The organism is Plantactinospora sp. BB1 (genome assembly GCF_003030385.1).
Classification (GTDB): Bacteria; Actinomycetota; Actinomycetes; order Mycobacteriales; family Micromonosporaceae; genus Plantactinospora.
Window position 1 is genome coordinate 1,205,342 of sequence record NZ_CP028159.1, and the last position, 24,240, is coordinate 1,229,581.

Here is a 24,240-nt window from a genome sequence, read left to right on the forward strand (position 1 = left end):
GTGCCCCGACCGGTTCCGACACCTGCCGAAGCCGTCCGCCCGGACCGGCCGAATCGGACGGTCCGGGACCGGCGGGTCAGATCCGGAAGCCCTCCGGGAACGGATCCTCCGGGTCGAGCAGGTACTGCGCGGTACCGGTGATCCAGGCCCGGCCGGTGACCGTCGGTACCACCGCCGGCAGCTCGCCGACCGTGGTGGTGCCGACCAGCCGGCCGGTGAACCGGGTCCCGATCACCGACTCGTTGACGAACGGCGTCTCCAGCCCGAGCAGGCCACGCGCGTGCCGCTGGGCCATCCGGGCCGAGGTGCCGGTGCCGCACGGTGACCGGTCCACCCAGCCGGGGTGGATCACCACCGCGTTGCGGGCATCCGCGCCGTCGGTGCCGTCCTGCACCACCTGGACGTGCCGGCAGTCGTCGATCGCCGGGATCGTGGGGTGCCGGGGCGGCGCCTGCTCGTTGATCGCATCCATGATCCGCAGCCCGCGCGCGATCAGCTCCGGCACCGCCGCCGGCTCGACCGGCAGCCCCAGGTCGGCGGCGTCCACGATGGCGTAGAAGTTGCCGCCGAAGGCCATGTCGTAGCGGATGGTGCCGATCTCCCCGCCCACCTCGACCTTCCGGTCGGCGGCGAGCAGGAACGACGGCACGTTCCGCAGCGTCACCCCGGTCGCCCGGCCGTCCCGGACCGCGACGTCCACGCTGACCAGCCCGGCCGGGGTGTCCAGCCGGATCGTGGTGACCGGCTCGATGACCGGCACCATGCCGGTCTCCACCAGCACGGTGGCCACCCCGATGGTGCCGTGCCCACACATCGGCAGGCAGCCGGAGACCTCGATGAACAGCACCCCGACGTCGGCGTCCGGCCGGGTCGGCGGCTGGAGGATCGCCCCGGACATCGCCGAGTGGCCGCGCGGCTCGCACATCAGCAGCCGGCGCAGCCCGTCCCGGTCCCGCTCGAAGAGCCGCTTGCGCTCCAGCATGGTGTCGCCGGGCAGCACCCCGACACCGCCGGTGATCACCCGGGTCGGCATCCCCTCGGTGTGCGAGTCGACGGCATGCAGGACCAGCCGGCTACGCATCGGCGTCGGCCTTCAACGCCCGCTCCATCTCCTTGGTCACCTGGATCCGGGCCGGCTCGGCGAGGGCGCCCCGGGGTGGCCGGCACGGGCCGCCGTACCGGCCGGCCAGCTCCATGCCGAGCTTGATGGCCTGGACGAACTCCGGCTTCGAGTCCCAGCCGAAGATCGGGTGCAGCTCGGTGTAGAGCGGCAGCGCCGCCGCCAGGTCGCCGGCCCGGCACAGCTCGTAGAGGCGTACCGAGAGCCGGGGCAGCGCGTTCGGGAAGCCGGCGATCCAGCCGGTCGCCCCACAGACCACCAGCTCCAGCAGTACGTCGTCGGCGCCGGCCAGTACGTCCAGGTGCGGGACGAGGTCGCGGATGCGGTGCAGCCGGCGTACGTCCCCGCTGAACTCCTTCACCGCCACCACTCCGTCGGTCTCGGCGACCGCCGCCAGCAGTCCCGGGGTGAGGTCCACCTTGGTGTCGAACGGGTTGTTGTACGCCACCACCGGCAGCCCGACCGCGGCCACCTCCCGGTAGTGCGCGAGCACGTCCACGTCCCGGGCCGCGTAGGTGTTCGGCGGCAGCGCCAGTACGGCGTGCGCGCCGGCCGCGAGCGCCTGCTCGGCCCAGTGCCGGGACTGCCGGCTGCCGTACCCGCCGACGCCGGGGACCACCGAGAAGCCGGCCGGGGCCGCCTCGACGGTGGCGCGGACCACGTCGGCCCGTTCCGCGTCGGAGAGGTTCTGGTACTCCCCCAGCGAACCGCACGGGGTCACGCCGTGACAGCCCTCCTCGGCCAGCCACCGGACGTGCTCCTGCAACCGGTCGAAGTCGACGGAGAGGTCGTCGCGGAACGGGGTGGGGATGGCGACGACGACACCCTGCCATGGTTTGCGAGCTGTCACTGGGCTGGTCCTTCCTCGGCGACGGCACCCAGGGGTACCGGCATGACGATCTGACGCTTGGCGAAGTCTTCGAGCGGCTGGTCCCGGCCGGAGGCGGCGGCGAGCAGGCAGGCGGCGGCCCGGCCGCAGACCCGGCCCTGGCACAGCCCCATCCCGACCCGGGTGACGAGCTTCAGCGCGCGGACGTCGTCCAGGCCGTACCGGGCCACGTCGGCGCGGAGCCGGCCGGCGGTGACCTCCTCGCACCGGCAGACCACGGTCTCGTCGCGCAGCCAGCCGGTCCAGCCGTCCGGCACCCGGTGCACCCGGTGCATCGCGGCGGCGAAGCGGCGCTGCCGGGCGCTGCGGCGTACGACCGGCGCGGCGGCCCGGGCCAGCCCGGCGTCGTCGAGCAGCCCCAGCCGGTGCGCGGCGGCGAGTCCGGCCAGCCGCCCCTCGTCGACGGCGAGGTCGGCACCGCCGATCCCGGTCGCCTCGCCGGCCACCAGCACCCCCGGTACCCCGCTACGGCCCAGCTCGTCCACGGCGACCACCAGGCTGCCGTCAGCCGGGTCGGTCCGGGTGGCACAGCCGAGCGCGACGGCGAGGTCCACCGACGGGGTGAAGCCGTGTCCGACGCAGACCGCGTCGACCGGCACGCTCCGGGTCACCTCGCCGGCCCGCCAGTCGGCGTCCACCCGGCGCACCGTGGCGCGCAGCCCGGTGCCCTCCTCCACCACCTCGGTCACCGCCTGGCCGCGCCAGAGCGGTATCCGGTGCCGGCGCAGCGCGCCGAGGTACCGGGCCGCCTCGGCGAGCTTGCCCGGCGCCCCGGCGACCGCCAACGGGTGCCGGTACCAGCGGCGCAGCGGAGCCGCCTCGACCACCCCGGCGACCTCGGCACCGGCCGCGGCCAGCCCGGCGGCGACGACGAGCAGGAACGGGCCGGTACCGGCGAGGAGTACCCGCCGGCCGACCAGTACGCCCTGCCCCTTGGCGAGCGCCTGGGCGGCCCCGGCGGTGACCACGCCGGGCAGGTCCCAGCCGGGGAAGGGCAGCACCCGGTCGTACCCGCCGGGGGCCAGCACCACGACGGGCGCCGCCAGGGTGGTCGGCCCGGCCGGGCCGGAGAGCCGCAGCGTCGCCCCACCGTCGGCACCGGCCGGTTCGGCGGACCAGACCTGGTCTCCGGAGCGGACGGTGATCCGAGGATGGGTGCCGGCCCGGCGCAGCAGGTCGGCGAAGCGGGCCGGATGCCGGGCCGGCCGGACACCTCGCACGGTCGGCTGGCGCAGGTACTGCCCGCCGGGCCGCTGGCCCAGGTCGACCACGGTGACCTCGGCACCGGCCTCCGCCGCCGCGAACGCGGCGGCGAGTCCGGCCGGACCGGCGCCGACCACGGCCAGCCGGCCGGTTCCGCCGCCGGTCATCGGACTCCCTCTCCGGCACGCAACCCGGACGGGTCCCCCGGCTCCGCGCCGGTCTCCACCACGTCGCCGGGCTCGGCCGGGCGCAGGCAGGCCCGCACACCCGGCTCGCCGTTGCAGACGACCAGGCAGTCGAAGCAGATCCCGATGCCGCAGAAGACGCCGCGCGGCCGGCCGGCGAACCGGGTCCGCCGGGTGCTCCGGCGACCGGCGGCGAGCAGCGCCGCCGCCAGCGTCTGGCCGGCGCGCACCGGTACCTCCCCGCCGTCGACGGTGATCGTGAAGCCGTCCGGACCGCCGGCCCGGCCGTCGGCGGGTTCAGGCGGCGGCACCGGCGGTCTCCACATCGGACGAGAAGCGGGCCGGGGCGAACGGGTCCAGCGGCAGGTCGGGCGGCTCACCGGTCACCACCTGGGCGACCAGGTGCCCGGTGGCCGGCGCCAGCCCGATCCCGGCGCCCTCGTGCCCGTGCGCGTGCACCAGCCCGGGGACGCGCGGGTCGGCGCCGATCACCGGCAGGTGGTCCGGGGAGAACGGCCGGAAACCGTGGTAGACCCGCATCGCCCGGACCGCCGCCAGCGGTGGGAAGAGCCGTACCGCGCCCTGGGCCAGCCGGCGGACCGCCTCGGCGTTGTGGCGCCGGTCGAAGTCGACGAGTTCCCGGCTGGCGCCGATCAGGATGGTGCCGGCCGGGGTGCCCTCGACGACCGTCGAGGTCTGCAACCCGGCGTCGCCGCTGGCCACGTTGTCGAGATAGTCGGCCGAGTAGACCTTGTGCCGGACCAGCGGCGGCACCGGCTCGGTGACCAGGATGAAGCCCCGGCGCGGCGCGACCGGGGTGTCGGCGCCGGCCAGCCCGGCGAGCCGACCGGCCCAGGCCCCGGCCGCGTTCACCACCTGTCCGCCGGCCACCGGACCGGCACCGGTCCGCACCCCGACCACCCGGCCGGCGTCGTCCCGGAGCATCGCGGTGACCTCGGTGCGCAGCCGCACCTCGGCGCCGTGCTGCCGGGCGGCGGCCAGCAGCGCGACCGTCGCCTTCGCTGGCATGAGCTGCATGTCCTGCGGATAGAAGAGGCCGCCGGCCAGCTCTGGGGTGATCGCGGGCTCGCGCTCGCGCACCCCGGCCGGATCGAGCGGCTCGACGAGTACTCCCGCCGCCGCCTGCGCCCGGGCGGTCGCCCGCAGGCCGGCCAGCCCGGCCGCGCCGTCGGCGCCCGGACCCACCCCGGTGACCACCAGGCCGCCCTTGGGCTCCAGCTCGATGTCGCCGTACCGGTCGCCGAGGTCGGCCGCCCAGCGCCGCCAGAGACCGTTGCTGAGCAGCGCCAACTCCAGTTCCGGGCCGGGCAGCTTGTCCGAGACCAGCAGGTTGCCCTCGCCGGAACCGGTGGCACCGGCGACCAGGCCGGCCCGCTCCAGTACGACGACGGTCAGCCCCCGCCGGGCGCAGGCGTACGCGCAGGCCGCGCCGACGATACCGGCGCCGACCACCACCACGTCGAAGCTGCCCGCCATGCCCTTCCCTCCGTCACCCCGGCCGGACCACCTCCCGCACGCCGGCCGGGGCAGAGGTGGTCCAGCGGTCCGTTCCGCTACCGGTTCACCCGGCAGGTGGCCGTCGCCGTCCGGCTCGGATCACTCTCCGATCGGGCCGTCAGGGTGACCCGGCCGACCTGGGTCGCCCCGGCGGTGGCGGTGGCCACCGCCTTGACGTTCACGGTCCGGCCGAACTCGGCCGTGGTCAAGGCGTTGGGCAGGGTGACCGTCCAGCCCGCCCCGTTGACCGTGGCGGAGAGCCGGTAGACGTCCGCGCGTAGGTACGCCGAGGCGTCCTCCGGATGCGCCTGGCCACCGGCGACGTACCGGCCGGTGTTGGTGACGGCGAAGGTGCAGGTCGCACCCCCGCCGGTCGGGCTGCCGGTGGGGCTGCCCGAGGCGGCCGCCCCGACGCCCCGCACCGAGCTGCCGGCCCCGTCGAGGTGCCGCACGCCCAGGGTGTACGACAGCACACCGTCCGCACCGATCGACCGGTCGAGCACGTAGAAGTGCAGCCGGTTGGCGGTGTCGACGTACTCGTACTCGCTGCCGGAGCGGGTGCCGGCGTGGAACAGCGCGTCGTTGAGCTGCCGGTAGTCGGCGATCGTCCGCTTCACCGGGGTGCCGTCCGGCCGGTAGTAGTCGACCATGTCGATGTCCTGCGGGTTGGCGTCGACGACCCAGGTGAAGCAGGTGTAGCCGCAGGTGTTCGTCTCGGCGTCCTTGTTCCTGGCCAGCAGCACGCCGTTGTCCGGGGTGAACGAGTCCGCGCCGATCCGCTGCACGGTCTCCAGGCTGTACCAGTTGTAGACCGGGGTGCCCGGGCAGAGCGGGTCGGTGTTGATGTCACAGGCCGGGGTGAGGTCCCGGTCCATGCCGATCCGGACGCCCTGGATGTCCCGGGCCGCCGGCACCGCCGTACGCGCCTTGACGGTCACCACCGCGACACCTGTGGTGCGCAGCGCCTCCCGGGAGAGCCGGAGCACCTGCGCCTCGTCGATGTGCCCGAGCTTGAGCTTGCTGCGCAGCGTCTGCCCGGCCGGCATCGCCGCGCCCTGTGCCGCCGGCACCACCCAGCGGTTGTGCGGACCACCCGGGCCGTTGAACGAGCCCCGGTCCATCACGTCCCAGGTCCCCGACCCGACCCGCCGGTACGGCGACACGTACGGATTGTTGTTGTTGTCGGCGATCCCGAAGGTGTGCGCGATCTCGTGTGTGATGGTGCCGGAACTCTCGCCCTGCCGCATGCTGGACGAGCCCCAGAGCTGGGAGCCGGCCTTCCAGGAGGTCCAGTCGACATAGCGGGACCGCACCCAGTTCGGCAGGTTCGGGTCCGGTGGGCCCCAGGCGTCCGGTACGTCCTCGCGGGTCTGGAACATCATCTCGCCGAACTCCTGCCAGACCGACGTCTCGTCGTAGCCGGCGTAGACCCGCAGCACCAGGTCGAACCGGTTGCGCACGTCGGCGCCCTCGGCGGCCCGCCACAGCGCGTCCACGTCGGCGTCGAGGTTGCCGTTGCAGGTGGAGCCGGCCGGGCAGCCGGTGCCGTTCTGCCCGATGTCGTTGAGCCCGTACTCGAACTGCTTGCGGGGCAGCCGGTACGGGCCGAACGGGGTGAACTCGACCCCGACCCGCCCGTTGGTCTGCTCCATCCAGTACTCGTGCACGGTGTGGCCGTGGTTGAGTGCGCTCGGCGTACCCCAGAAGTCGGCGTAGAACCGGGCCACGTCGGCCCGGGCCACCGGGTTGACCTGCGGGTTGCGGAACGGGTCCGAGCCCCGGTTCTGGGTGATCACGAACGACTGGTCGGGATAGTCGGCGGCGACCAGGGCGATCCGCAGCTTGCGCTGGCTCGGCTGGCGGCTCGGGTCGGCCCAGTTCGCGCCGGGCACCGGCCGGTAGTCGTCCCAGGTCATCGTCTCCTGGTCCTGCCAGGTCTGCGGGTCGACCGGGTCCAGTGGCGCGGCCGCGGTGCCCGGGCCGGCCTGGGCCGGTCCGCTCGCGGGCCCGGTGAGCAGGGCGGAGGCGGCGACGACCGCGACGGCCGCGGCGAACGCCCTGCGGAGCTGGTCTGTGCGGGTGGCGCGACGCAACGCATCTCCTTCGGGTCGGGGTGCTCGGGTGCCGGGGTGTTCGGGTGCCGGGGTGCTCGGACCGGCCCGGGCGCGGGAGGTCGCGGCCCCGGTCGGCGGATGTCGCAAGCACGGTAAGGACAGCGACGTTTCCGGGTCTTCGGACAGATGCAGGAAGCCCGCTGGGCGGATCAGGACTTCTGTCGGGACTTGTGCCGTACGCCCCGAAGCACTTGCGTCGCGGGCCGGTGCCGTCGGAGGGTGAGGACCGGCGGTGCACCACGTCGGGCCACCCGACGGGGTGGGCCGGCGGCCGGCCACGGGGAGGATCAGGGGAAGGCATGCACACGGAGCTGCAACGGATCGTCGACGCGGTGGCGGCCCGGGTGGGCCGGCCGGCGCTGATCGAGGACCGCCGGCAGCGGGTGGTCGTGTACAGCGAGCACACCGGACTGATGGACGACGTACGCAAGACCTCCATCCTGCGCCGGCACACCACGCCCGAGGTCATCTCCTGGTTCCACGACGTCGGCATCATGAAGGCCCGTACCCCGGTCCGCACTCCGGCCTGCCCGGAGCTGGACCTGCTGCCCCGGCTCTGCGTGCCGATCACCCACCACGACCTGCTGCTCGGCTTCGTCTGGTTCATCGACGCCGACGGCGGGATGACCGATGACGACATCGAGACCGTGACCCGGGCGATGTCCGACCTCTCCCTCGCGCTCTACCGGGAGAACCTGCTCGGCGAGCTGGCCTCGCAGCGGGAGGCGGAGGCGGCCCGGACGCTGCTGGTGGACAGTCCGGAGATCCGGGCCGAGGCGGTCCGTTCGCTGCTCGCCGAGGGGGTGGTCGCCGCCGACGGGCCGGCCAACGCCGTGGTGGCGCAGCTGGTGCCGGCCCGGGGGCAGGTGCTCGACGAGGTGGCCCGGATCGCCCTGGAACAGGTGCTGGTGGCCACCCGCCGCTGGGTCGGGGTACGCGAGGCGCTGCACCTGGTCCGGCACGACCAGGGCGTACTGCTGATCTGCGGTGCTCAGGGTGCCGGCCGGCCCTCCGCCGAGGCGACCGCCAGGCACCTGAGCGAGGCGCTGCACAAGGCGACCCGGAGCCTGCCCTCGGTGGCCCGGGTGGTGGTCGGGATCGGCGAGCCCCGGCCCCGGCTGGCCGAGGTGGTGCACGCCTACGACGAGGCGCTCCAGTCGGCCCGGGTGGGTGGGCAGCTCTCCGCGCTCGGCCCGATCATCGCCTGGTCGAACCTCGGCATCTACCGGATGCTGTCCCGGATGAACGGCCAGCACCTCGACGTCGCGGGCGTGCACCCGGGGCTGGAGCGGCTGCTGCGCGACGACTCCAACCAGGTGCTGCTGGAGACGCTGGAGGCGTACCTCGACCTGGCCGGGAACGCGCACGCCACGGCCGAGCAGCTGCGGCTGCACCGCACCACGCTCTACTACCGGCTGCACCGGGTGGAGCAGCTCGCCGAGACCGACCTCAAGGACGGCAACGAGCGGCTCTGCCTGCACCTGGCGCTGAAACTCGGCCGGCTCACCGGTCACTACCGACCGGCGAACTGACCCTCCGGCCCCGTCCGGCCGCGACCCGCGGCGTCGGCAACACCGAGGAGGCCACCGTGAGCGAGCACCTGTCCCGACGGGACGCCCTGCGCCTCGGCGCGCTGGCGGCCACCGTACCCGCCGCGGCCTCGGTCGGGCCGGCCCGGGCCGACGCGGCGCCGCCGACCGGCGGTGCCGGAACCGGCGGCGACACCGGGCCGCTCCCCCGGCCCGGCTGGGTCGCCGACAACTGGCTGGTCAAGCCGTTCGCCCTCAACCAGGTGGCGCTGCGCGACGGGATCTTCCAGCAGAAGCGGGACCGGATGCTCAACTACGCACGGAACTATCCGGGCACCGGGGGCGTCCTCGACGGCCCCGACCGGATGCTGCACCTGTTCCGGGCCAACGCCGGACTGCCCGCCCCGGGCACCTGGCCGGGCGGCTGGGACACCCCGAACCACCTGCTCCGGGGCCACTTCACCGGGCACTACCTGACGATGCTGGCGCAGTGCTACGCCGACACCGGCGAGGAGATCTTCCGGGAGAAGCTCGACTACCTGGTGACCGAGCTGGGCAGGTGCCAGCGGGAACTCGACCGGCGCAACCCCGGCCGGGTCGCCGGCCGCGCCGGTCGGGCCGTCCGGCTCGGCGACCCGCACCCCAACCAGTACGTCCTGATGCCGGCCGGAATCCTCGACGGCGTCACCGAGCTCACCGTCGCCACCTGGGTGAACCTGGCGGCCGCGCAGACCGCCGCCCGGATCTTCAGCTTCGGCGCCGGGCCGCAGTCCTACCTGTCGCTGACCGCCCGGATCGCCGCCGGTGCCGGCCCGAGGTTCGCGATCACCACCGGCGGCAGTGCCGGCGAGCAGCGGGTCGACGCCACCGTGCCCGTCCCGGTCGGCGAGTGGGCGCACCTGGCGGTCACCCTCTCCGCCGCCGACGCCACCGCCCGGATCTACCTCGACGGTGCCGAGGTCGGCGCCGGCGCCGTGACGCTCGGCCCGGCCAACCTCGGCCGGACCACCGACAACTGGATCGGCCGCTCCCCCGCCAACAACGATCCGCTGCTCACCGCGACAGTGGACGACCTGCGGATCTACGACCGGGCACTCGGCCCGGACGAGATCCGCGCGCTCGCCGCACCGGACGGGACGGCCGGCACGTCGACTGCGGCCACCCCGCTGGCCTGGTACCGGTTCGAGGAGGAGGGCGAGACCGCCGCCGACCACTCGGGCAACGGCCACGCCGCCACGATCGTCGGCACCGCCCACCCCGGTTTCCTGGCCGCGTTCCCGGAGGGGCAGTTCAGTCGCCTCGAACCGCCGACGTTCCAGCCGAACAGCGGGCCGAACGCCGTCTGGGCGGTCTGGTACACCTGCCACAAGATCATGCGCGGTCTGCTCAACGCGTACCAGTTGGTCGGCAACGAGGAGGCGCTGGCGATCGTCTTCCGGATGGGCGACTGGGCGCACAGTCGACTCAGCCGGATCAGCCGGGCCGACCTGGACCGGATGTGGGACATCTACAGCGCCGGTGAGGCCGGCTCGATGAACGAGGTGATGGCCGAACTCTCCGCCCTGGCACCCGACCGCGAGCGACGCGCCCGGTACCTCGACACGGCGAAGGCGTTCACCTTCAGCACCCTCTTCGCCGCCTCCCTGGCGCAGCGGGACGAACTCGCCGGCCGGCACGCCAACCAGTACATGGCGCCGAACATCGGCTACCTGCGGATCTTCGAGCGGACCGGCGAGCGGGACTACCACCGGGCGGCCCGGAACTTCTGGTCCATGGTGGTGCCGCACCGGATCTTCAGCAACGGCGGTGCCGGGCAGAGCGAACACTTCCGGGCGCGCGGGATCATCACCTCCGGGTTCACCTCCGGCAGCGATCCCCGGCACGCCGAGACCTGCTGCGCGTACAACATGCTCCGGCTGACCCGGAACCTCTTCTTCCACGATCCGGACCCGGCGTACCTGGACTACTACGAGAAGGCGCTGCACAACCAGATCCTCAGCTCCCGCCGGGACGTCGACAGCGTCACCAGCACCGAGGTGACGTACCACCAGAACATGTGGCCCGGCCGGTCACGGCGGATCGGCAACGTCGTGGAATACAGCCGGTACGGCGGCAACGGAAGCTGCTGCAACGGCACCGGCCTGGAGAGCCACACCAAATACCAGGAGACGATCTATTTCCGCTCGGCGGACGACTCCGCCCTCTACGTCAACCTCTTCATCGCCTCCGTGCTGACCTGGCCGGAACGGGGCTTCGTGATCAGCCAGGAGACGGCCTATCCGACCGAGGGCGCCAGCACGCTCCGGTTCGACCGGGGGCACGGCCGGCTGCGGGTGAAGCTCCGGGTGCCGTCCTGGGCCGGCGCGGACTACACCGTCCGGGTCAACGGTCGCCAGCAGCACGTGAAGGCGGTGCCGGGCAGCTATCTCACCCTCGACCGGTGGTGGCGGGAGGGCGACCGGATCGACATCTCGATGCCGCTGCGCTTCCGGGTGGAGAAGGCTCTCGACGACAGGTCGGTACAGTCCATCATGTACGGTCCGACGCTGATGGTGGTCCGGGACGCCACCCCCAGCTACCGCAAGTTCACGTTCTTCCCCACCCTCGGGCTGGACGGCGACCTCGGCAGGGCGATCCAACCCACCGGGACGCCGATGCACTTCAGCACCCACGGCTACCTGCTGGCCCCGTACTACGTCTCCGACCCGGTGCCGGGAGAGTTCAACGCCTACCACCCGTACGTCCGGCGGGTCGAGCCGGAGGTGGTGTTCGGGTCGGTCCGGACCGGCGTACCCAACGACGGCCTGCGGGACGCCGACGGCGAGACCTTCCTCGACCGGGTCTGGGCGGCGGCGCCGTTCCGCCGGCACGCCGACTTTCTCCGTACCGTCAGGGACGTCTCGGACGAGTGGCTGGCGGCCGGCCGGCACACCGCCGCGCAGCGCCGGGCCATCCTCGTCGCGGCGGTCCGGGCCCGCCGGGACCTGGCGCACTGACCGTCGGCGTCACCGGTCGTCGGCCCGCAGCGACTCCTCGGTCGCCTCGGCCACCCGGCGCGACAGCTCCGCCCGGGCGGCCCGGACGGTGGCCAGGATCTCCTCGGCCACCCGGGCCGCCGGCTGCTGCCGGGTCCGCTCGTCCAGCCGGAGGTCGACCAGCGCCCCGGACGAGTCGAGCGTCACCTCGACCAGCCCGTCGGCGCCGCGCGTCGTCACCCGCAGCCCGGCCAGCCGACGGGACAGCTCGGCGGCCCGCTCCGCCCGGTCGGCGGAGGACGCCTGCCACGCCTGCACCCGGCGCCGGGCCGCTTCGAGTTCCGCCTCGTTGCTCCACATCCCGGAATCCTCCCCGCGGTCGCCACCGACAAGTCTGCCGGTTTCCGGTGTCCGACACCCGGTGCACCGCCGCCGACCGCCCGCCCTCGACCGGGCGCCCGTCGACGAGTGGGCGAGCGCCTCGGGGCGTCAGCCGCCGGACGACCCGGCGCCGGACCGTGCACTGTCGAGTGTCGGGGCGGCGGGTGGTCAGGGGATCGGCAGGACCGGGCGCACCGGAGTCTCGTCGGTGAGGCCACCGTCGTAGACGACCTCGGCCAGCGTCGCCTCGCGGTAGGCGGTGGCGAGGGTGAGCCAGCTCAGGAAGCTGCCGTACCCGCCGCAGAGCGCCGAGCCGCCGTCGCCGCCGCAGAACACGTCCGGCTCGGTGGTGAACTCGGAGCGGTACGGGTCGTCGCCGATCACCAGGCCGAAGAGGTTCGGCTCCTGGATCAACGGCACCCTGCCGTACGGTTCGCCCTCCGGATAGTCGTCGCCCCAGCGGAACAGGGTGGCGGCCCCGGCGCCGCAGGCGTACTCCCACTCGTCGGGGGTCGGTGGCCGAAGGCCCCGGCGGGCGAGCCCGGCCATCAGCCAGGCGTGGTCGTGCTCCCCCGCGCCGTCGTCGAGATCGGCCTCGTCGTCGACCGCCAGCAGCGTCCCGGCCTCCACGGAGCGCACGGCGACGAGTCGGGCCGGCACCGAGACCCGGCGCGGCGGCGAGGTGGTCTCGGCGACGAAACGATCGAGCGGGCCGGTCAGCGCCCACTCGTCGGCGGCCTCGGCGAAGTCGGCGAGCTGCCGGGCGCTGGGACGCAGCCGGCCAGCGTCGTGGCCGAGTTGCACCGTAGCGCCCGGCACCAGGGCGTAGCGGATGCCGTCGCGGTCGAAGAAGGCGACCCGGCCGGTCCGGCCGGCGTACCCGTGCGGGGCGGTGCCGGCGAGCCGGGCGTCGACGCTCCGGGCGATGGCGGCGGCGGTCCGGTCGGCAGCCTCGTCGGAGAGATCCGACCAGGCGGACAGGGTGAGATCGGCATGCGACACCCGGGCATTATGCCCGCAGCCGGTACTCCGCCCGGCCGTCGACGCCGGGGCAGCAGGTCAGCCGGCCGTCGACGCCGGGGCGGCCGTTCAGGTAGCCGACGATCCGCTCGTCGGTCCAGCCGTGGCTGGCCCGCAGGCCACGGGCGATGGTGGCCAGGTACGCCGGGGCCGGCGGGTTCGGCGGCACCTCCCCGGCCCGCCAGGGCGCGGTGAGGGTGAGCACCGGGTGCCCGTCGAGGATGCCGGCGCAGACCACCGTCTCGTACCGGCCCGGGCCGGCACTGGCCCGTCCGGCGGCGACGGCGGCGGCGATCAGGTCCAGCGGACCGCTCGGCAGCCGGTGCATCTCCTGCGCGGCGACGTCCGCGAACTGGTCGGCGGAGAGCAGGTACGCCCGAGCGGCGACCACGCCGGGCAGCCCCGGGTCGTAGAAGGCCATCCCACCGGACCAGGTCCGCGATTCGAGGGCGAAGTAGAGACCGCCGGGAAGCAGCACCGGGCGGTCGTCCCGGGGCGGGCTGCCGTCCCGGCACCCGGGATGGTCACGCTGACCGCCCACCGGTCGGCCACCACCGAGATAGCAGCCGAACCGGTCGGCGTCCAGGTTCGACCCGTACGCCGCGTACCAGACCGGGTCGAGGCCGGTTGCCGGGGCGCCGGGGCGGCGACTGAGCAGGATCGGTTCGGGTACGGTCATCGCCACGTCAGTCCCGGGTCAGCAGGTAGGCCCGGGCCGGGTCGATCCGCACGTTGACGCTGGTGCCCTCGGCGAGAGCCTCCCGGGGATCGGCGCCGGGATCGGTCACGGTCAGCGTGCCGCTGGTGGTCTCGATCTCGTAGTCCACGGCCGGTCCGTGGAACGTCGAGCGGAGCACCGCGCCGATGCCGGTCCCGCCGTCGGTGACCGGCGCCAGTGTCATGGTCTCCGGCCGGGCCATCAGATAGGTGTCGTCGCCGTTCGCCGACACCTCGGGGTGGGCCGCCACGGTCAACCGCTGCCCGAGGGCGTGCACCACGGCCCGGCCGTCGCCGACCCGCTCCGGCAGCACCTCGACGAAGTTGGCCCGCCCGATGAAGTCCGCGACGAAGACGCTGGCCGGGCGCAGGTAGATCTCTCCCGGCACGGCCACCTGCTCGACCCGTCCCCGGTTCATCACCACGATCCGGTCCGACATGCTCATCGCCTCGTCCTGGTCGTGCGTGACGTAGATGCTGGTGATCCCGAACATCCGCTGGATGCGCCGGATCTCCGCGCGCATCGAGCCCCGCAGCTTGGCATCCAGATTGGACAGCGGCTCGTCGAAGAGCAGCACCTTCGGCTGCACCACCAGGGCCCGGGCCAGGGCGACCCGCTGCTGCTGACCGCCGGAGAGTTCGTGCGGGCTCCGGTCCTCCAGACCGACCAGATTCATGCTGGTCAGCGCCATCCGCATGCTGGTGGCGACCTCCTCGCGGCCACGTCGCCGCAGCCTGAGCCCGTACGCGATGTTCTCGCCGACCGTGAGGTGCGGAAAGAGGGCGTAGCTCTGGAAGACCATCGCCATCGGACGCCGCTGGGGTGGCATCGAGTCGATCACCCTGTCGTCGAGCCGGATCTGCCCGCTGGTGGCGTCCTCGAAGCCGGCGACCATCCGCAGCGTGGTGGTCTTGCCGCACCCGGACGGCCCGAGCAGCGTGATGAACTCGCCCGGCGCGACGTCGAGGTCGACGGCCTCGACGGCGGTGACCGGGCCGGTACGGCTGGCGAACGTCTTGGTCAACGCCTCCAGGCGCAGCCGTCCGGTGCCGGCACCGGCGGACGCGGCGACGGCCAGGTCGGGCAGCACTGTGCTCATCGTTTCTGCCTTTCGGTGTCGGTGGCGACGCGGTTCAGGTTGGCCCCCGCGCCGACGACGAGACGGATGAGCGCGAAGGCCGCCAGCACGATGGCGGTCAGCACGGTGCAGTAGGCGAAGGCCACCCCGTACCGGCCGGTGCTGGCGGCGCTCAGCACCTGGGAGGTGATGATCTTCGTCTCCGGCGTGACCAGCAGGACGATCGTCGAGATCGAGGTCATGCTGCGGGCGAAGCTGTAGCTCAGGCCGGTCAGCAGCGCCGGCCGGATCAGCGGCAGGGTGACCCGCCGGAAGGTGTGCAGCGGGCCCGCTCCGAGGTCCGTCGAGGCCTGCTCGATCTGCGGATGGATCTGGGTCAGGGCGGCGACCGCGGTGCGCTGGCCGGCGGGGAGGCTCCGGACGACGTACGCGACGACGATCGCCGCCGCCCCACCCGCGATGGCGCTGCCGCCGACCAGGCTGGGGAAGACCTGGATCGGGCCGAGCCACCGCTCCGGCCGGTACGCGAGCACGAAACCGATGCCCAACACCGTCCCCGGTACGGCGACCCCGAGCGTGCCGGCGAAGTCCAGCAACCCGGCGGCCCGGTGCAGGTGCCGGACCACGAGCCAGGAGATGACCAGCCCGAAGAACGCCGCGACCGGGGTGGCGAGAGCCGCGAACACGACCGTGTCGCGCACGGCTTCCTGCCCCACCCCCGCGACCACCTCCCGCAGATATTCCAGGGTCACCGTGTTGTCCACCCCGAACACCCGGGTCACCGAACCGAGCAGCACCGTGCCGTAGACGCTGACGACGAGCGCCGCGGCCAGCAGCGCGAGCCCGAAGATCGGCCACCGTACCCAGTTGTCGATCAGGTGCACGCTGCCCGAGGGCCGCCCGGTGATGGTGGTCCGGACCTTGCGGTTCAGCCAGTACCGCTGCGCGACGTACAACCCGAGCGAGGGCACGAGCAGGATCACGCAGTAGACGGCGGCGCTGGTGGTGTCGTACTCGCCGGTGACCGCCAGGTAGGCCCGGCTGGCCAGCACCGTGTGGTCGCCGCCGAGCACGAGCGGGTTGGCCAGGTCGGCGATCGCCTCCACGAAGAGCAGCAGGAACGGCGCCACCAGCCCCGGCGCCAGCAGCGGCAGGACGACCGTGCGCAGGGTTCGCCACCGGCTGGCTCCGAGGTTCATCGCGGCCTCCTCCAGCGCCGGGTCCAACCCGCGGAGCATGCCGAGCAGGCCGAGGTACGCCACCGGGAAGAGCGACAGGGAGAGCACGAAGACCAGACCGTCGAGCCCGTAGATGTCGTACTCCAGGCCGAGGAGGCCGTTGCTGATCACGCCCCGCCGGCCGTAGAGCACGACGGTGGCGGTGGCGACCGCGAACGGCGGGCTGACGATCGGCACCAGCGCCACCACGTGCAGGATCCGTTTGCCCGGTACGGCGAGGCGGGTCTGGACGAAGGCGAAGAGGAAGCCGAGCGCCGTCCCGCAGAACCCGACCAGCACGCCCAGCACCAGCGTGTTGCGCAGGATCGCCAGGTCGACCGGGGAGCTGAGGAAGCGTGCGTAGCGCGGCAGCGCCTCCGGGCCGAACGCCGCCGCGAGGACGGCGACGAGCGGGACGACGCTGCCGATCGTCACCAGCCCGACGCAGGCGACGAGGAGCAGTCGGAGGCCGAGGTCGAGCCGCCGCCGGCGCCGACGGCGCGGTGGCGCCGCCGGGCCGGGGGCCAGCTCCGGAACGTGGATCATGGTGGTCATGACTTCGGCGCCCGGGCCACTTCGGCGTCGAAGCGCCGGTTCAGCGCGGTCTTCGCCGCCCCCGCCGCGACCGCGTCGTAGTCGACCAGCTTGATCGTGCGCAGGTCCACGACCTTGTCCGAGACCTTCGCGCCCGGGTTGGTCGGGAACTGGTACGACCGCACCGTCGGCCCGATCTCCTGTGCCTCGACCGTCAGCGCCCAGTCGATGAACTTCCGGCCGCTGTCAGGGTTCCTGGCGCCGCTGACCAGCGCCACCCCGCCGGTCTCGTAGCCGGTTCCCTCTTCCGGGAAGGAGACCACCAGGTCGGGGAAGCCCGCCTCTTTGGCCGCCACACAGTCGTGGGAGAAGATCACCCCGACCGCCACCTCGCCCCGGGCCGTCATCTGGGCGGGTGCCGCGCCGGACTTGGTGTACTGCAACACGTTCGGGTGCAGCCGGCGCATGTACTCCAGCGCCCTGCCCTGGTCGCCGCCGGCGAGCAGCACCTGGGTCCAGAGCGCCGTGTAGGCGGTGCCCGAGGTGGACGGATGGGCGATACCGATGTCCCGGGCGAGTTTCGGGTCGAGCAGGTCGGCCCAGGAGTCCGGCACCTCGACTCCGGCCTCCGCCAACAGCTCCGGGTTGCCGCAGAACCCGAGCGCTCCGACGTAGACACCGGTCCAGAGCCCGGACGTGTCCCGGTATCTGGCCGGGATCGCGTCGGCGTTCGGCGAGACGTACGCCTCCAGCATCCCCTCGGCGGCGCCGGCCGCGTAGCCGTCGGCCGGGCCGCCGTACCAGACGTCGAACTCCGCGTTGCCCCTACCGGCCTTGATCCGGGCCAGCGCCTCGCCGCTGGAGAGTCGGACGAAGTCGGCCCGGAGCCCGGTCGTCGCGCTGAACCGGGCGGTGGTCGCCGCGCACCACTCCTCCGTCCCGCCGCACACGACGTGCACGACGCCACCGTCGGTCGTACCACCGGAGCCGTTGCCCGGCTCCCGGGCGCAGCCGGCGGCCAGTACGAGGACCGCCGCGCACCCCAGCCAGCTCACGCCGCGCCGAAATCGACTCGTCATCGAAGCCCGACCTCCCAGGTTGTCGCAGTGTTGCGGCCAGGTTAGGTGCGGATGACGACGGCTCCGGTAACACGTTCGTGAGCCCTGGTGACACCGCTGTCACCCGGCTCCGCCCTCGGGGGCGTCGCCGAGGGAGTCCGGCATCAGATAGCCGACACCGCGCAGGGTACGGATGTATCCCGCTCCGTCCGGGGTCGCCGCCAACCGGGAGCGCAGCCGGTAGACGGTGGACTTGACCACGTCCCGGCCGCCGATCAGGTCGGTCGTCCCCCACACCTCGCGGAGCAGGTCCTGCCACGACTGCGGGGTGCCGCGGCGGGCCGCGAGGTGGGCGAGCAGCTTGAACTCGGTGTACGGCAGGTTGAGCTGACGCCCGGCGAGCACGACGGTCCGGTTGGTCAGGTCGATCACCAGCTTGTCGACCCGGATCGCGGAGCCGGTGTCGCGACGCCGGCGCACCAGCGCCTGGGCCCGCAGCGCCACCTCGCGGGGGTGGAACGGCTTTGTCACGTAGTCGTCGGCCCCGTGTTCCAGGCCGGCGATCACATCGTCCTGTTGGGACAGGGCGGTGAGCAGCATGATCGGTACCTCGGAGCGGGCGCGGATCCGCTGGCAGAGGCTCAACCCGTCCATGGTCGGCATGAGCACGTCCAGGACGACCAGGTCGATCGGTCGGGTCCGCAGCAGGTGCAGCGCGGTCGCGCCGTCGTGCGCGACGAGCACGGAGAACCCCTGGGTCTCCAGGGCGAACTCGACGATCACCGTCATCTGCGGTTCGTCGTCGACGACCAGGGCCGTCGGACCGGAACGATCGGAGCGGGCCTCGACCGGACCGGTCACGATCCGGTACCGGCCGGCGCGGTGCGGGGCAGGGTGAAGAGGAACGTGGTTCCCCGCTGCGACGCGGTGTGCACCATGATCTCGCCTCCGTGTAGCTCCACTATCGTCTTGGTGATGACCAGGCCGAGCCCGGTCCCGTCGGCCAGCGGTCGCCCGGTGGCGAACCGGTGGAAGAGCCGGTGCCGCTCCTCCCGGCTCATCCCGGCCCCGTCGTCGGTCACGTAGACGGCGAGCCCGGTGTCGATCGCTGTCACCCTGACGTCGATGCTGCCACCGGTGGTGGTGAACCGGCTGGCGTTGGAGAGCAGGTTGGTGATGGCCTGGGCCAGCAGCATCGGATCGGCCTCGATCCTCGGCGTCACCTGCGGGGCGTCCAGACTGATCCGCTGTTGCCGCTGCGCGCAGAGTGGACGCATCGCGGTGACGACGTCCCGGGCGACCACCGAAAGGTCCACCCGTTCCAGTTTCGGGACGAAGAGCCCCGCCTCGATCTTCGCCTGGATCAGCAGGCTCTCACAGAGTCCGATCACCTGGGTGGACTGGTGGTCGAGCACCTGGAGCAGCCGGCCCTGCGCCGGGGTCAGCGGACCCGGCATCCCCTCCCGGAGCAGGTCCACCGCCCCTTTGATCATGCTGAGCGGGGTGCGCAGTTCGTGGCTGAGCGAGGTCACCTGGTCGGCCCGCCGCTGCACCGAGTGCTCCAGCTCGACGAGTTCGGCCCGGAGCCTGGCCCGGATGTGACGGCCGCGCAGCGCCGTCAGAATCGCGCCGGTGAACACACCGGCCAGCAGCGCGAGCGCCACGAGCCACATCGATCCCACCCGTCGGCCGGGTCCGGGTCACTCCGGCGAATGCACGCCGGGGCGCCTGCCCTTCGCCGCCGCCATCGGGTCGGGCGTGCGACGGAGGACGTCCTGAAGCTTGTCGACGTCGCCGATCGTACGCGGGTCAGCGGGATCCGCGACCTCCGGAGAGCGGGCTGCCCAGGCGACCCGCCAACCGCGAGCGCGCCTGGGCAGCGCCGGTACCGGCCGGGCGGCCAGCGTCAGGTCAGGCGGCCGGAATGTACTTCTCCAGGTCGTCGAGGATCTTTCCGGCTGCGGTGACACCGATCCCGGTCATCCAGGTCTCGTCGGCGACCACGTACGCCTTGCCGGCCCTGACCGCCGGGAGGTTCTTCCAGAGGCTGCCGCCGGTCACCCTCGCCTGCTCGGCGGCGGCCTTCTCGCCGAACGCGGTGACGAAGATGATGTCCCCGTCGACCTCGGAGATCCGCTCCGGGCTCACCTTGTCGAACCGCTTGTCCTCCTTGTTCGCCAGCAGTTGCCGCTCCGGCCGGCCCAGCCCGACGTCACCGAGGACGAGGCCGGAGAAGGACTCGGGGCCGTACACCCGGATCTCGGTGGGCCGGAAACGGACGATCGAGATCTTCCGGGCGGCGGCGTCGCCGAGCTTGGCCCCGAGGTCCTTGGCCCGCTTCTCGTACGCGGCCAGCAGGTCCTTCGCCTCCTGCTCCTTGCCGAGCGCCTGCCCGTCGAGGAGGAAGTTCTCCTTCCAGGTGATGCCGACCCGCTCGGTGAAGACGGTCGGGGCGATCGCGGTGAGTTCGTCGTAGAACTTCTCCTGCCGGAACTTGCTGCCGAGGATCAGGTCCGGCTGGAGCGCGGTGATCGCCTCCAGGTCCGGCTCGGTGAGCAGGCCGACCTGCTTGATCCCGGCGACCTTCTCCGCACCGAAGTACGACGGCCAGCCGGCCACCTCGCCGGCCTGGGCGGCGCCGACGGGCACCACCCCGAGGGAGAGGGCGGTGTCGATCTTGTCGGAGTCGAGTACGACGACCCGCTTCGGCTGCGCCGGCACCTCCGTACTGCCCATCGCGTGGGTGACGGTCCGGGTCTGCGCCCCGGCCTCCGCACCGACCACCGGATCGCTGCTGGTGCAGCCGGCCAGACCGGCGCCGAGAGCGGCGACGGTGAGCAGGGTTATGACTGTGCGGCGCATGAGGAACCTTTCTCCAGGGACAGCGTGCCCAGGGCCGGGACGACCAGTGGCGCCCCGGTCACCGGGCAGGGCACGACGACACAGTCGAGCCCGAAGACGTCGCGGACCAGCTCCGCGGTGAGAATCTGCCGGGGCGGCCCGGCGGCGACCACCGCGCCGTCCCGCATCGCGACCAGGTGGTCGGCGTACCGGGCGGCCTGGTTGAGGTCGTGCAGGACGGCGACGACGGTACGGCCGCGCTCGGTACGCAGCCGGTGCAGCAGGTCAAGCACCTCCACCTGGTGGGCCAGGTCGAGGAAGGTGGTCGGCTCGTCGAGCAGCAGCGCCTCGGTGTCCTGGGCCAGCGTCATGGCGATCCAGACCCGCTGCCGTTGCCCGCCGGAGAGGGTGTCGACGGGGCGCTCGGCCAGCGCGGCGACGTCGGCCAGCACCATCGCCTCGCGGACCGCCACCTCGTCCTCCGGGGACCACTGCCGCCACCACCGCTGGTACGGCTGCCGCCCCCGGCCGACCAGGTCGAGCACGGTCACCCCCTCCGGCACCAGCGGGCTCTGCGGCAGTACGCCCAGCCGGCGGGCGACCGCCCGGGTCGGCAGGTCCCGGATCGCCTCCCCGTCGAGCAGTACGGCGCCCCGGCGCGGGGTGAGCAGCCGGGCCATGGTCCGCAGCAGGGTCGACTTGCCGCAGGCGTTCGGTCCGACGATGACGGTGAACGCGTCGGAGGGCAGTTCCAGGTCGAGGCCGTCGATGACGGTCCGGTCCTCGTACCCGACCGTGAGATCGCGCGTGGAGAGCATCTAGGAGACCTTCCGTCGGCCACGGAGCAGCAGGTAGATCAGGTACGGCCCGCCGAGGGCGGCGGTGAGTACCCCGGCCGGAAGCTGGGTGGGGGCGAAGAGCCGGCGGCCGGCGAGATCGGCGAGGACCACCAGCAGCGCCCCGACCAGGGCGGCGCAGAACAGCGGCGGCCGTTCGGCCCGGACCAGTCGCCGGGCCATCTGCGGGGCGGCCAGGGCCACGAAGTCCACCGCGCCGACCTGCGCGGTGACCATCGCGGCGGCCAGTACCCCGGTGGTGGCCAGGCCGACGCGGCGGGCGACCGGACGCAGCCCGATCCCCCGGGCGGTGTCGTCGTCGAGCGCGCTGCCGTTCAGCGCCCAGCCGGCCCAGGCGAGCACCGGGAGCAGCACCAGCAGGGTCACCCCGAGGTACGCCGCCTCCGTCCAGCCCTTGCCGGCCAGCGTGCCGACCAGCCAGATCTGCGCCCGGATCCCGTCGATCGGGTCCGCCGAGAGCATCACCACCTCGGTCAGCGCCCGCAGCGCCACCGCGACGGCGACCCCGGCCAGCACGAACCGCTGCGCGGCGAGGCCGTGCCGCAGGCCGAGCAGCAGCACCGCGACCGCTGCGAGGAGTCCACCGGCGAGCGCGGCGGGGGCGATCAGCGCGGCGCTCGCCCCGGTGGTCAGCGCCACGGTGGCGGCGAGTCCGGCCCCCTGGCTGACGCCGATGACGTCGGGACTGGCCAGCGGGTTGCGGGCGACGGTCTGGATCAGCGTGCCGGCGATGCCGAAGACCGCCCCGACCGCCACCGCCAGGACCACCCGGGGCAGCCGCAGTTCGAGGACGACGAGGTCGTAGCGGGTGCCGGTGCCGAGCAGCGACGCGAGCACGTCCTGCGGGGCGACGTACGGGGTGCCGAGCGACAGCGCCAGCACCACGGCGGCGGCGAGCAGCACGACCAGTACCCCGCCGACCAGCAGCGGCCGGTGCCGCACGACCAGCCGGGTGGGGCCGAGCCGGAGCATGGTCCGGCCCAGCGGTACCACCGCCGGGATCGTCTCGCTCCGGCCGGTCACGCGGTCACCATCCGGGCCCGGCGGATCAGCACGACCAGCAGCGGCGCGCCGAGCAGCGCGGTGACGATGCCGGCCGGCACCTCGCCGGGCGGCGCGACGAGCCGGCCGATGACGTCGGCGGCGAGCAGCAGCGCCGGCCCGAGCAGCGCCGCCACCGCGAGGGTCCAGCGATGGTCGGCGCCGACCAGGGCGCGGGCCAGGTGCGGCACGGCGAGTCCGACGAACGCGATCGGCCCGGCCGCGGCGACCGCCGCCCCGATCAGGAGTACCGCGCCCGCTCCCCCGGCGAGCCGGACCAGCCCGATCCGGTGGCCGAGCCCGCGGGCGACGTCGTCGCCGAGCGCGAGCGCGTCGAGGCCACGGGCGGCGAAGAGGGCCAGCAGGACACCGGCGACCACGAACGGGGCGACCTGGCCGGCGACGGCGGCGTCCCGGCCGGTCAGCCCCCCGACGACCCAGAAGCGGTACTCCTCGAAGGTGCGGGCGTCGACGGTGAGCAGGGCGATCACCGTCGCGCCGAGGCTGGCGTCCAGGGCGACGCCGACCAGGGCCAGGGTCACCGGGCTGGCGCCCTCGCGGGCCCGGTTCGCGATACCGAAGACGAGCAGGCCGGCGAGGAGGGCGCCGACGACACCGAACCAGACGTACCCGGCCAGGCTGCCGACCCCGAACACCGCGATCGCGAGCACCACGCCGAGGGAGGCGCCGGCGCTGACCCCGAGGATCCGGGGCTCGGCCAACGGGTTGCGGGTGAGTGCCTGGAGCAGTACCCCGGCCAGCGCGAGCGCGGGACCCACCACGAGGCCGAGCAGGGTACGCGGGACGCGCAGTTCCCGGACGATGGTGCTCGCCTCGCCGCCGTCCGGTGCGACCAGCGCGTGCCACACCTCGGTGGGTGCCAGCGGCTTGCTGCCGAGTGCGAGACTGGCCAGCACCGTCAGGACCAGCAGTACGGCCACCGCGCCGGTGACGGCGACGCGCCGGCCGACCCGGCGGCTCGGCCGGGTTCCGGTCCTGGTGACCTCGGCCGCTACCGTCGTCACGATGTTTCTCCGCACCCCTCGGATTAGGTTCGGCTAACCTTACGATTCCCGACCTGCCGCGCCTAACCGGGATGACGGATCTCACCGCCGCGACCTGCACCGGAGCGCGAGGCGAAGCCACCCGGCACCGGCTCCGGAGGGTCGCCTCACGCAGCGCGCCCGAACCTTGACCAAGGGTGATGGAATGCCGGACCCGATCTTTGCCCACCCGCTGCTCGCAGCCGTCTACGACGCCTTCGACGGCGACCGCGACGACCTCGCCGGCTATCTCGCGATCGCCGACGAACTGGGCGCGGAGACGGTGCTCGACGTCGGTTGCGGCACCGGATCGCTGGCGATCCTGCTCGCCCGGCACGGCCGCTCGGTGGTCGGCGTCGACCCGGCCGAGGCGTCGTTGCAGGTTGCGCGCGGCAAGGACCCGGCGGGGACGGTCCGCTGGATCCACGGTGACTGCACGGCAATGCCACCGGTCGAGGCCGACCTGGCCACGATGACCGGAAACGTCGCCCAGGTCTTCCTGACCGACGACGACTGGGCGCGGACCCTCCGGGGCATCCGCGCCGCGCTCCGCCCGGCCGGCCACCTCGTCTTCGAGACCCGGCGACCGGAACGCCGTGCCTGGCAGGAGTGGGCGGCCACGGTGGACCCGGTCACCCTGGAGATCCCGGGCACCGGTCCGGTGCAGCGACGCCTGGAGGTCACCGAGGTCGGCCTCCCGTTCGTCTCCTTCCGGTACGTCTACCGGTTCCTGGCCGACGGCACGGTCGTCACCTCGGACTCCACGCTGCGGTTCCGGGAGCGCGACGAGGTGGCGGCGAGCCTCGCCGCCAACGGCTACCGGGTCCTCGACGTGCGCGACGCACCGGACCGGCCCGGCCGGGAGTTCGTCTTCGTCGCCCGCCGCTCGCCCTGACCCGCCCGGCGCCACCGGGACAGC

At 73.4% G+C, this 24,240-nt stretch carries 21 protein-coding genes; 3 read left to right on the forward strand and 18 right to left on the reverse strand.

The features are described from left to right. Positions 1 to 76 precede the first annotated feature (76 nt). The 6 genes from C6W10_RS05195 to C6W10_RS05220 all read right to left on the reverse strand — a co-directional run bounded on the left by C6W10_RS05195 (position 77) and on the right by C6W10_RS05220 (position 7,008). Entirely contained in the window at positions 77 to 1,081 is a 1,005-nt protein-coding gene (locus C6W10_RS05195; protein ID WP_107256998.1) for a proline racemase family protein, read from the reverse strand. After that, positions 1,074 to 1,970, reverse strand: a complete 897-nt coding sequence (locus tag C6W10_RS05200; RefSeq protein WP_107257000.1) for a dihydrodipicolinate synthase family protein — start codon at positions 1,968 to 1,970, stop codon at positions 1,074 to 1,076. Before C6W10_RS05200 ends, C6W10_RS05195 begins: the two co-directional genes overlap by 8 nt. Beyond that, positions 1,967 to 3,379 (reverse strand): NAD(P)/FAD-dependent oxidoreductase, encoded by a 1,413-nt coding sequence (locus C6W10_RS05205; RefSeq protein ID WP_107257002.1) that lies wholly within the window; start codon positions 3,377 to 3,379, stop codon positions 1,967 to 1,969. The genes C6W10_RS05200 and C6W10_RS05205 overlap by 4 nt, the downstream gene beginning before the upstream one ends. Next, positions 3,376 to 3,708 carry a (2Fe-2S)-binding protein gene (locus C6W10_RS05210; RefSeq protein WP_234359413.1) on the reverse strand — a complete coding sequence of 111 codons (333 nt, stop codon included), beginning with the start codon at positions 3,706 to 3,708 and terminating at the stop codon, positions 3,376 to 3,378. The genes C6W10_RS05205 and C6W10_RS05210 overlap by 4 nt, the downstream gene beginning before the upstream one ends. Then, the gene (locus tag C6W10_RS05215) at positions 3,695 to 4,894 is read right to left on the reverse strand and encodes an FAD-binding oxidoreductase (protein ID WP_107257006.1); all 1,200 of its coding nucleotides are present in this window, start codon (positions 4,892 to 4,894) and stop codon (positions 3,695 to 3,697) included. Before C6W10_RS05215 ends, C6W10_RS05210 begins: the two co-directional genes overlap by 14 nt. A gap of 77 nt (positions 4,895 to 4,971) precedes the next feature. Beyond that, complete coding sequence (locus C6W10_RS05220) at positions 4,972 to 7,008, reverse strand: peptidase M6 (protein ID WP_199853872.1); 2,037 nt, start codon at positions 7,006 to 7,008, stop codon at positions 4,972 to 4,974. A 320-nt stretch (positions 7,009 to 7,328) separates the two neighbouring features. Between C6W10_RS05220 and C6W10_RS39440 the strand changes: the two genes are divergently transcribed. After that, a complete protein-coding gene (locus C6W10_RS39440; RefSeq protein ID WP_107257007.1) occupies positions 7,329 to 8,561 on the forward strand; it encodes a CdaR family transcriptional regulator in 1,233 nt (410 codons plus the stop codon). A 56-nt stretch (positions 8,562 to 8,617) separates the two neighbouring features. Beyond that, positions 8,618 to 11,554: a beta-L-arabinofuranosidase domain-containing protein gene (locus C6W10_RS05230; RefSeq protein WP_107257009.1), complete on the forward strand. Its 2,937-nt coding sequence runs from the start codon at positions 8,618 to 8,620 to the stop codon at positions 11,552 to 11,554. A gap of 9 nt (positions 11,555 to 11,563) precedes the next feature. Here the strand turns inward: C6W10_RS05230 and C6W10_RS05235 are convergent, their stop codons facing one another. From C6W10_RS05235 to C6W10_RS05290, 12 genes are all read right to left on the reverse strand, one after another. Further along, positions 11,564 to 11,893: a YbaB/EbfC family nucleoid-associated protein gene (locus C6W10_RS05235; RefSeq protein WP_107257011.1), complete on the reverse strand. Its 330-nt coding sequence runs from the start codon at positions 11,891 to 11,893 to the stop codon at positions 11,564 to 11,566. 189 nt (positions 11,894 to 12,082) lie between these two features. Further along, entirely contained in the window at positions 12,083 to 12,916 is an 834-nt protein-coding gene (locus C6W10_RS05240) for a hypothetical protein (RefSeq protein ID WP_107257013.1), read from the reverse strand. Positions 12,917 to 12,923: 7 nt separating this feature from the next. Next, positions 12,924 to 13,613: a histone deacetylase gene (locus C6W10_RS05245; RefSeq protein ID WP_107263679.1), complete on the reverse strand. Its 690-nt coding sequence runs from the start codon at positions 13,611 to 13,613 to the stop codon at positions 12,924 to 12,926. 7 nt (positions 13,614 to 13,620) lie between these two features. Further along, on the reverse strand, positions 13,621 to 14,751 hold the full coding sequence (locus tag C6W10_RS05250) for an ABC transporter ATP-binding protein (RefSeq protein ID WP_107257014.1): 1,131 nt from the start codon (positions 14,749 to 14,751) through the stop codon (positions 13,621 to 13,623). Next, a complete protein-coding gene (locus C6W10_RS05255) occupies positions 14,748 to 16,502 on the reverse strand; it encodes an iron ABC transporter permease (protein ID WP_107257016.1) in 1,755 nt (584 codons plus the stop codon). Before C6W10_RS05255 ends, C6W10_RS05250 begins: the two co-directional genes overlap by 4 nt. After that, positions 16,499 to 17,560, reverse strand: a complete 1,062-nt coding sequence (locus C6W10_RS05260; RefSeq protein WP_107257018.1) for an ABC transporter substrate-binding protein — start codon at positions 17,558 to 17,560, stop codon at positions 16,499 to 16,501. Before C6W10_RS05260 ends, C6W10_RS05255 begins: the two co-directional genes overlap by 4 nt. A gap of 99 nt (positions 17,561 to 17,659) precedes the next feature. Beyond that, a complete protein-coding gene (locus C6W10_RS05265) occupies positions 17,660 to 18,400 on the reverse strand; it encodes a response regulator transcription factor (protein WP_199853300.1) in 741 nt (246 codons plus the stop codon). Then, positions 18,397 to 19,212 carry a sensor histidine kinase KdpD gene (locus C6W10_RS05270; RefSeq protein ID WP_107257020.1) on the reverse strand — a complete coding sequence of 272 codons (816 nt, stop codon included), beginning with the start codon at positions 19,210 to 19,212 and terminating at the stop codon, positions 18,397 to 18,399. The genes C6W10_RS05265 and C6W10_RS05270 overlap by 4 nt, the downstream gene beginning before the upstream one ends. Positions 19,213 to 19,450: 238 nt before the next feature. Beyond that, entirely contained in the window at positions 19,451 to 20,401 is a 951-nt protein-coding gene (locus tag C6W10_RS05275; protein WP_107257022.1) for an ABC transporter substrate-binding protein, read from the reverse strand. Further along, a complete protein-coding gene (locus C6W10_RS05280) occupies positions 20,383 to 21,198 on the reverse strand; it encodes an ABC transporter ATP-binding protein (RefSeq protein ID WP_107257024.1) in 816 nt (271 codons plus the stop codon). The genes C6W10_RS05275 and C6W10_RS05280 overlap by 19 nt, the downstream gene beginning before the upstream one ends. Further along, positions 21,199 to 22,260, reverse strand: coding sequence for an iron chelate uptake ABC transporter family permease subunit (locus C6W10_RS05285; protein ID WP_234361626.1), 1,062 nt, complete (start codon positions 22,258 to 22,260; stop codon positions 21,199 to 21,201). Further along, positions 22,257 to 23,303 (reverse strand): iron ABC transporter permease, encoded by a 1,047-nt coding sequence (locus C6W10_RS05290; RefSeq protein WP_107257026.1) that lies wholly within the window; start codon positions 23,301 to 23,303, stop codon positions 22,257 to 22,259. Before C6W10_RS05290 ends, C6W10_RS05285 begins: the two co-directional genes overlap by 4 nt. 184 nt (positions 23,304 to 23,487) lie before the next feature. Here C6W10_RS05290 and C6W10_RS05295 point away from each other — a divergent pair, with 184 nt between their 5' ends. Further along, on the forward strand, positions 23,488 to 24,216 hold the full coding sequence (locus C6W10_RS05295) for a class I SAM-dependent methyltransferase (protein WP_107257027.1): 729 nt from the start codon (positions 23,488 to 23,490) through the stop codon (positions 24,214 to 24,216). Positions 24,217 to 24,240 lie beyond the last annotated feature (24 nt).

Excerpts from the sequence above, each read along its gene's own strand:
- C6W10_RS05195 (WP_107256998.1), bottom strand. The coding sequence starts at position 1,081 with ATGCGTAGCCGGCTGGTCCTGCATGCCGTCGACTCGCACACCGAGGGG.
- C6W10_RS05205 (WP_107257002.1), bottom strand. The coding sequence starts at position 3,379 with ATGACCGGCGGCGGAACCGGCCGGCTGGCCGTGGTCGGCGCCGGTCCG.
- C6W10_RS05215 (WP_107257006.1), bottom strand. The coding sequence starts at position 4,894 with ATGGCGGGCAGCTTCGACGTGGTGGTGGTCGGCGCCGGTATCGTCGGC.
- C6W10_RS39440 (WP_107257007.1), top strand. The coding sequence starts at position 7,329 with ATGCACACGGAGCTGCAACGGATCGTCGACGCGGTGGCGGCCCGGGTG.
- C6W10_RS05235 (WP_107257011.1), bottom strand. The coding sequence starts at position 11,893 with ATGTGGAGCAACGAGGCGGAACTCGAAGCGGCCCGGCGCCGGGTGCAG.
- C6W10_RS05245 (WP_107263679.1), bottom strand. The coding sequence starts at position 13,613 with ATGACCGTACCCGAACCGATCCTGCTCAGTCGCCGCCCCGGCGCCCCG.
- C6W10_RS05250 (WP_107257014.1), bottom strand. The coding sequence starts at position 14,751 with ATGAGCACAGTGCTGCCCGACCTGGCCGTCGCCGCGTCCGCCGGTGCC.
- C6W10_RS05255 (WP_107257016.1), bottom strand. The coding sequence starts at position 16,502 with ATGACCACCATGATCCACGTTCCGGAGCTGGCCCCCGGCCCGGCGGCG.
- C6W10_RS05260 (WP_107257018.1), bottom strand. The coding sequence starts at position 17,560 with ATGACGAGTCGATTTCGGCGCGGCGTGAGCTGGCTGGGGTGCGCGGCG.
- C6W10_RS05270 (WP_107257020.1), bottom strand. The coding sequence starts at position 19,212 with ATGTGGCTCGTGGCGCTCGCGCTGCTGGCCGGTGTGTTCACCGGCGCG.
- C6W10_RS05275 (WP_107257022.1), bottom strand. The coding sequence starts at position 20,401 with ATGCGCCGCACAGTCATAACCCTGCTCACCGTCGCCGCTCTCGGCGCC.
- C6W10_RS05280 (WP_107257024.1), bottom strand. The coding sequence starts at position 21,198 with ATGCTCTCCACGCGCGATCTCACGGTCGGGTACGAGGACCGGACCGTC.
- C6W10_RS05295 (WP_107257027.1), top strand. The coding sequence starts at position 23,488 with ATGCCGGACCCGATCTTTGCCCACCCGCTGCTCGCAGCCGTCTACGAC.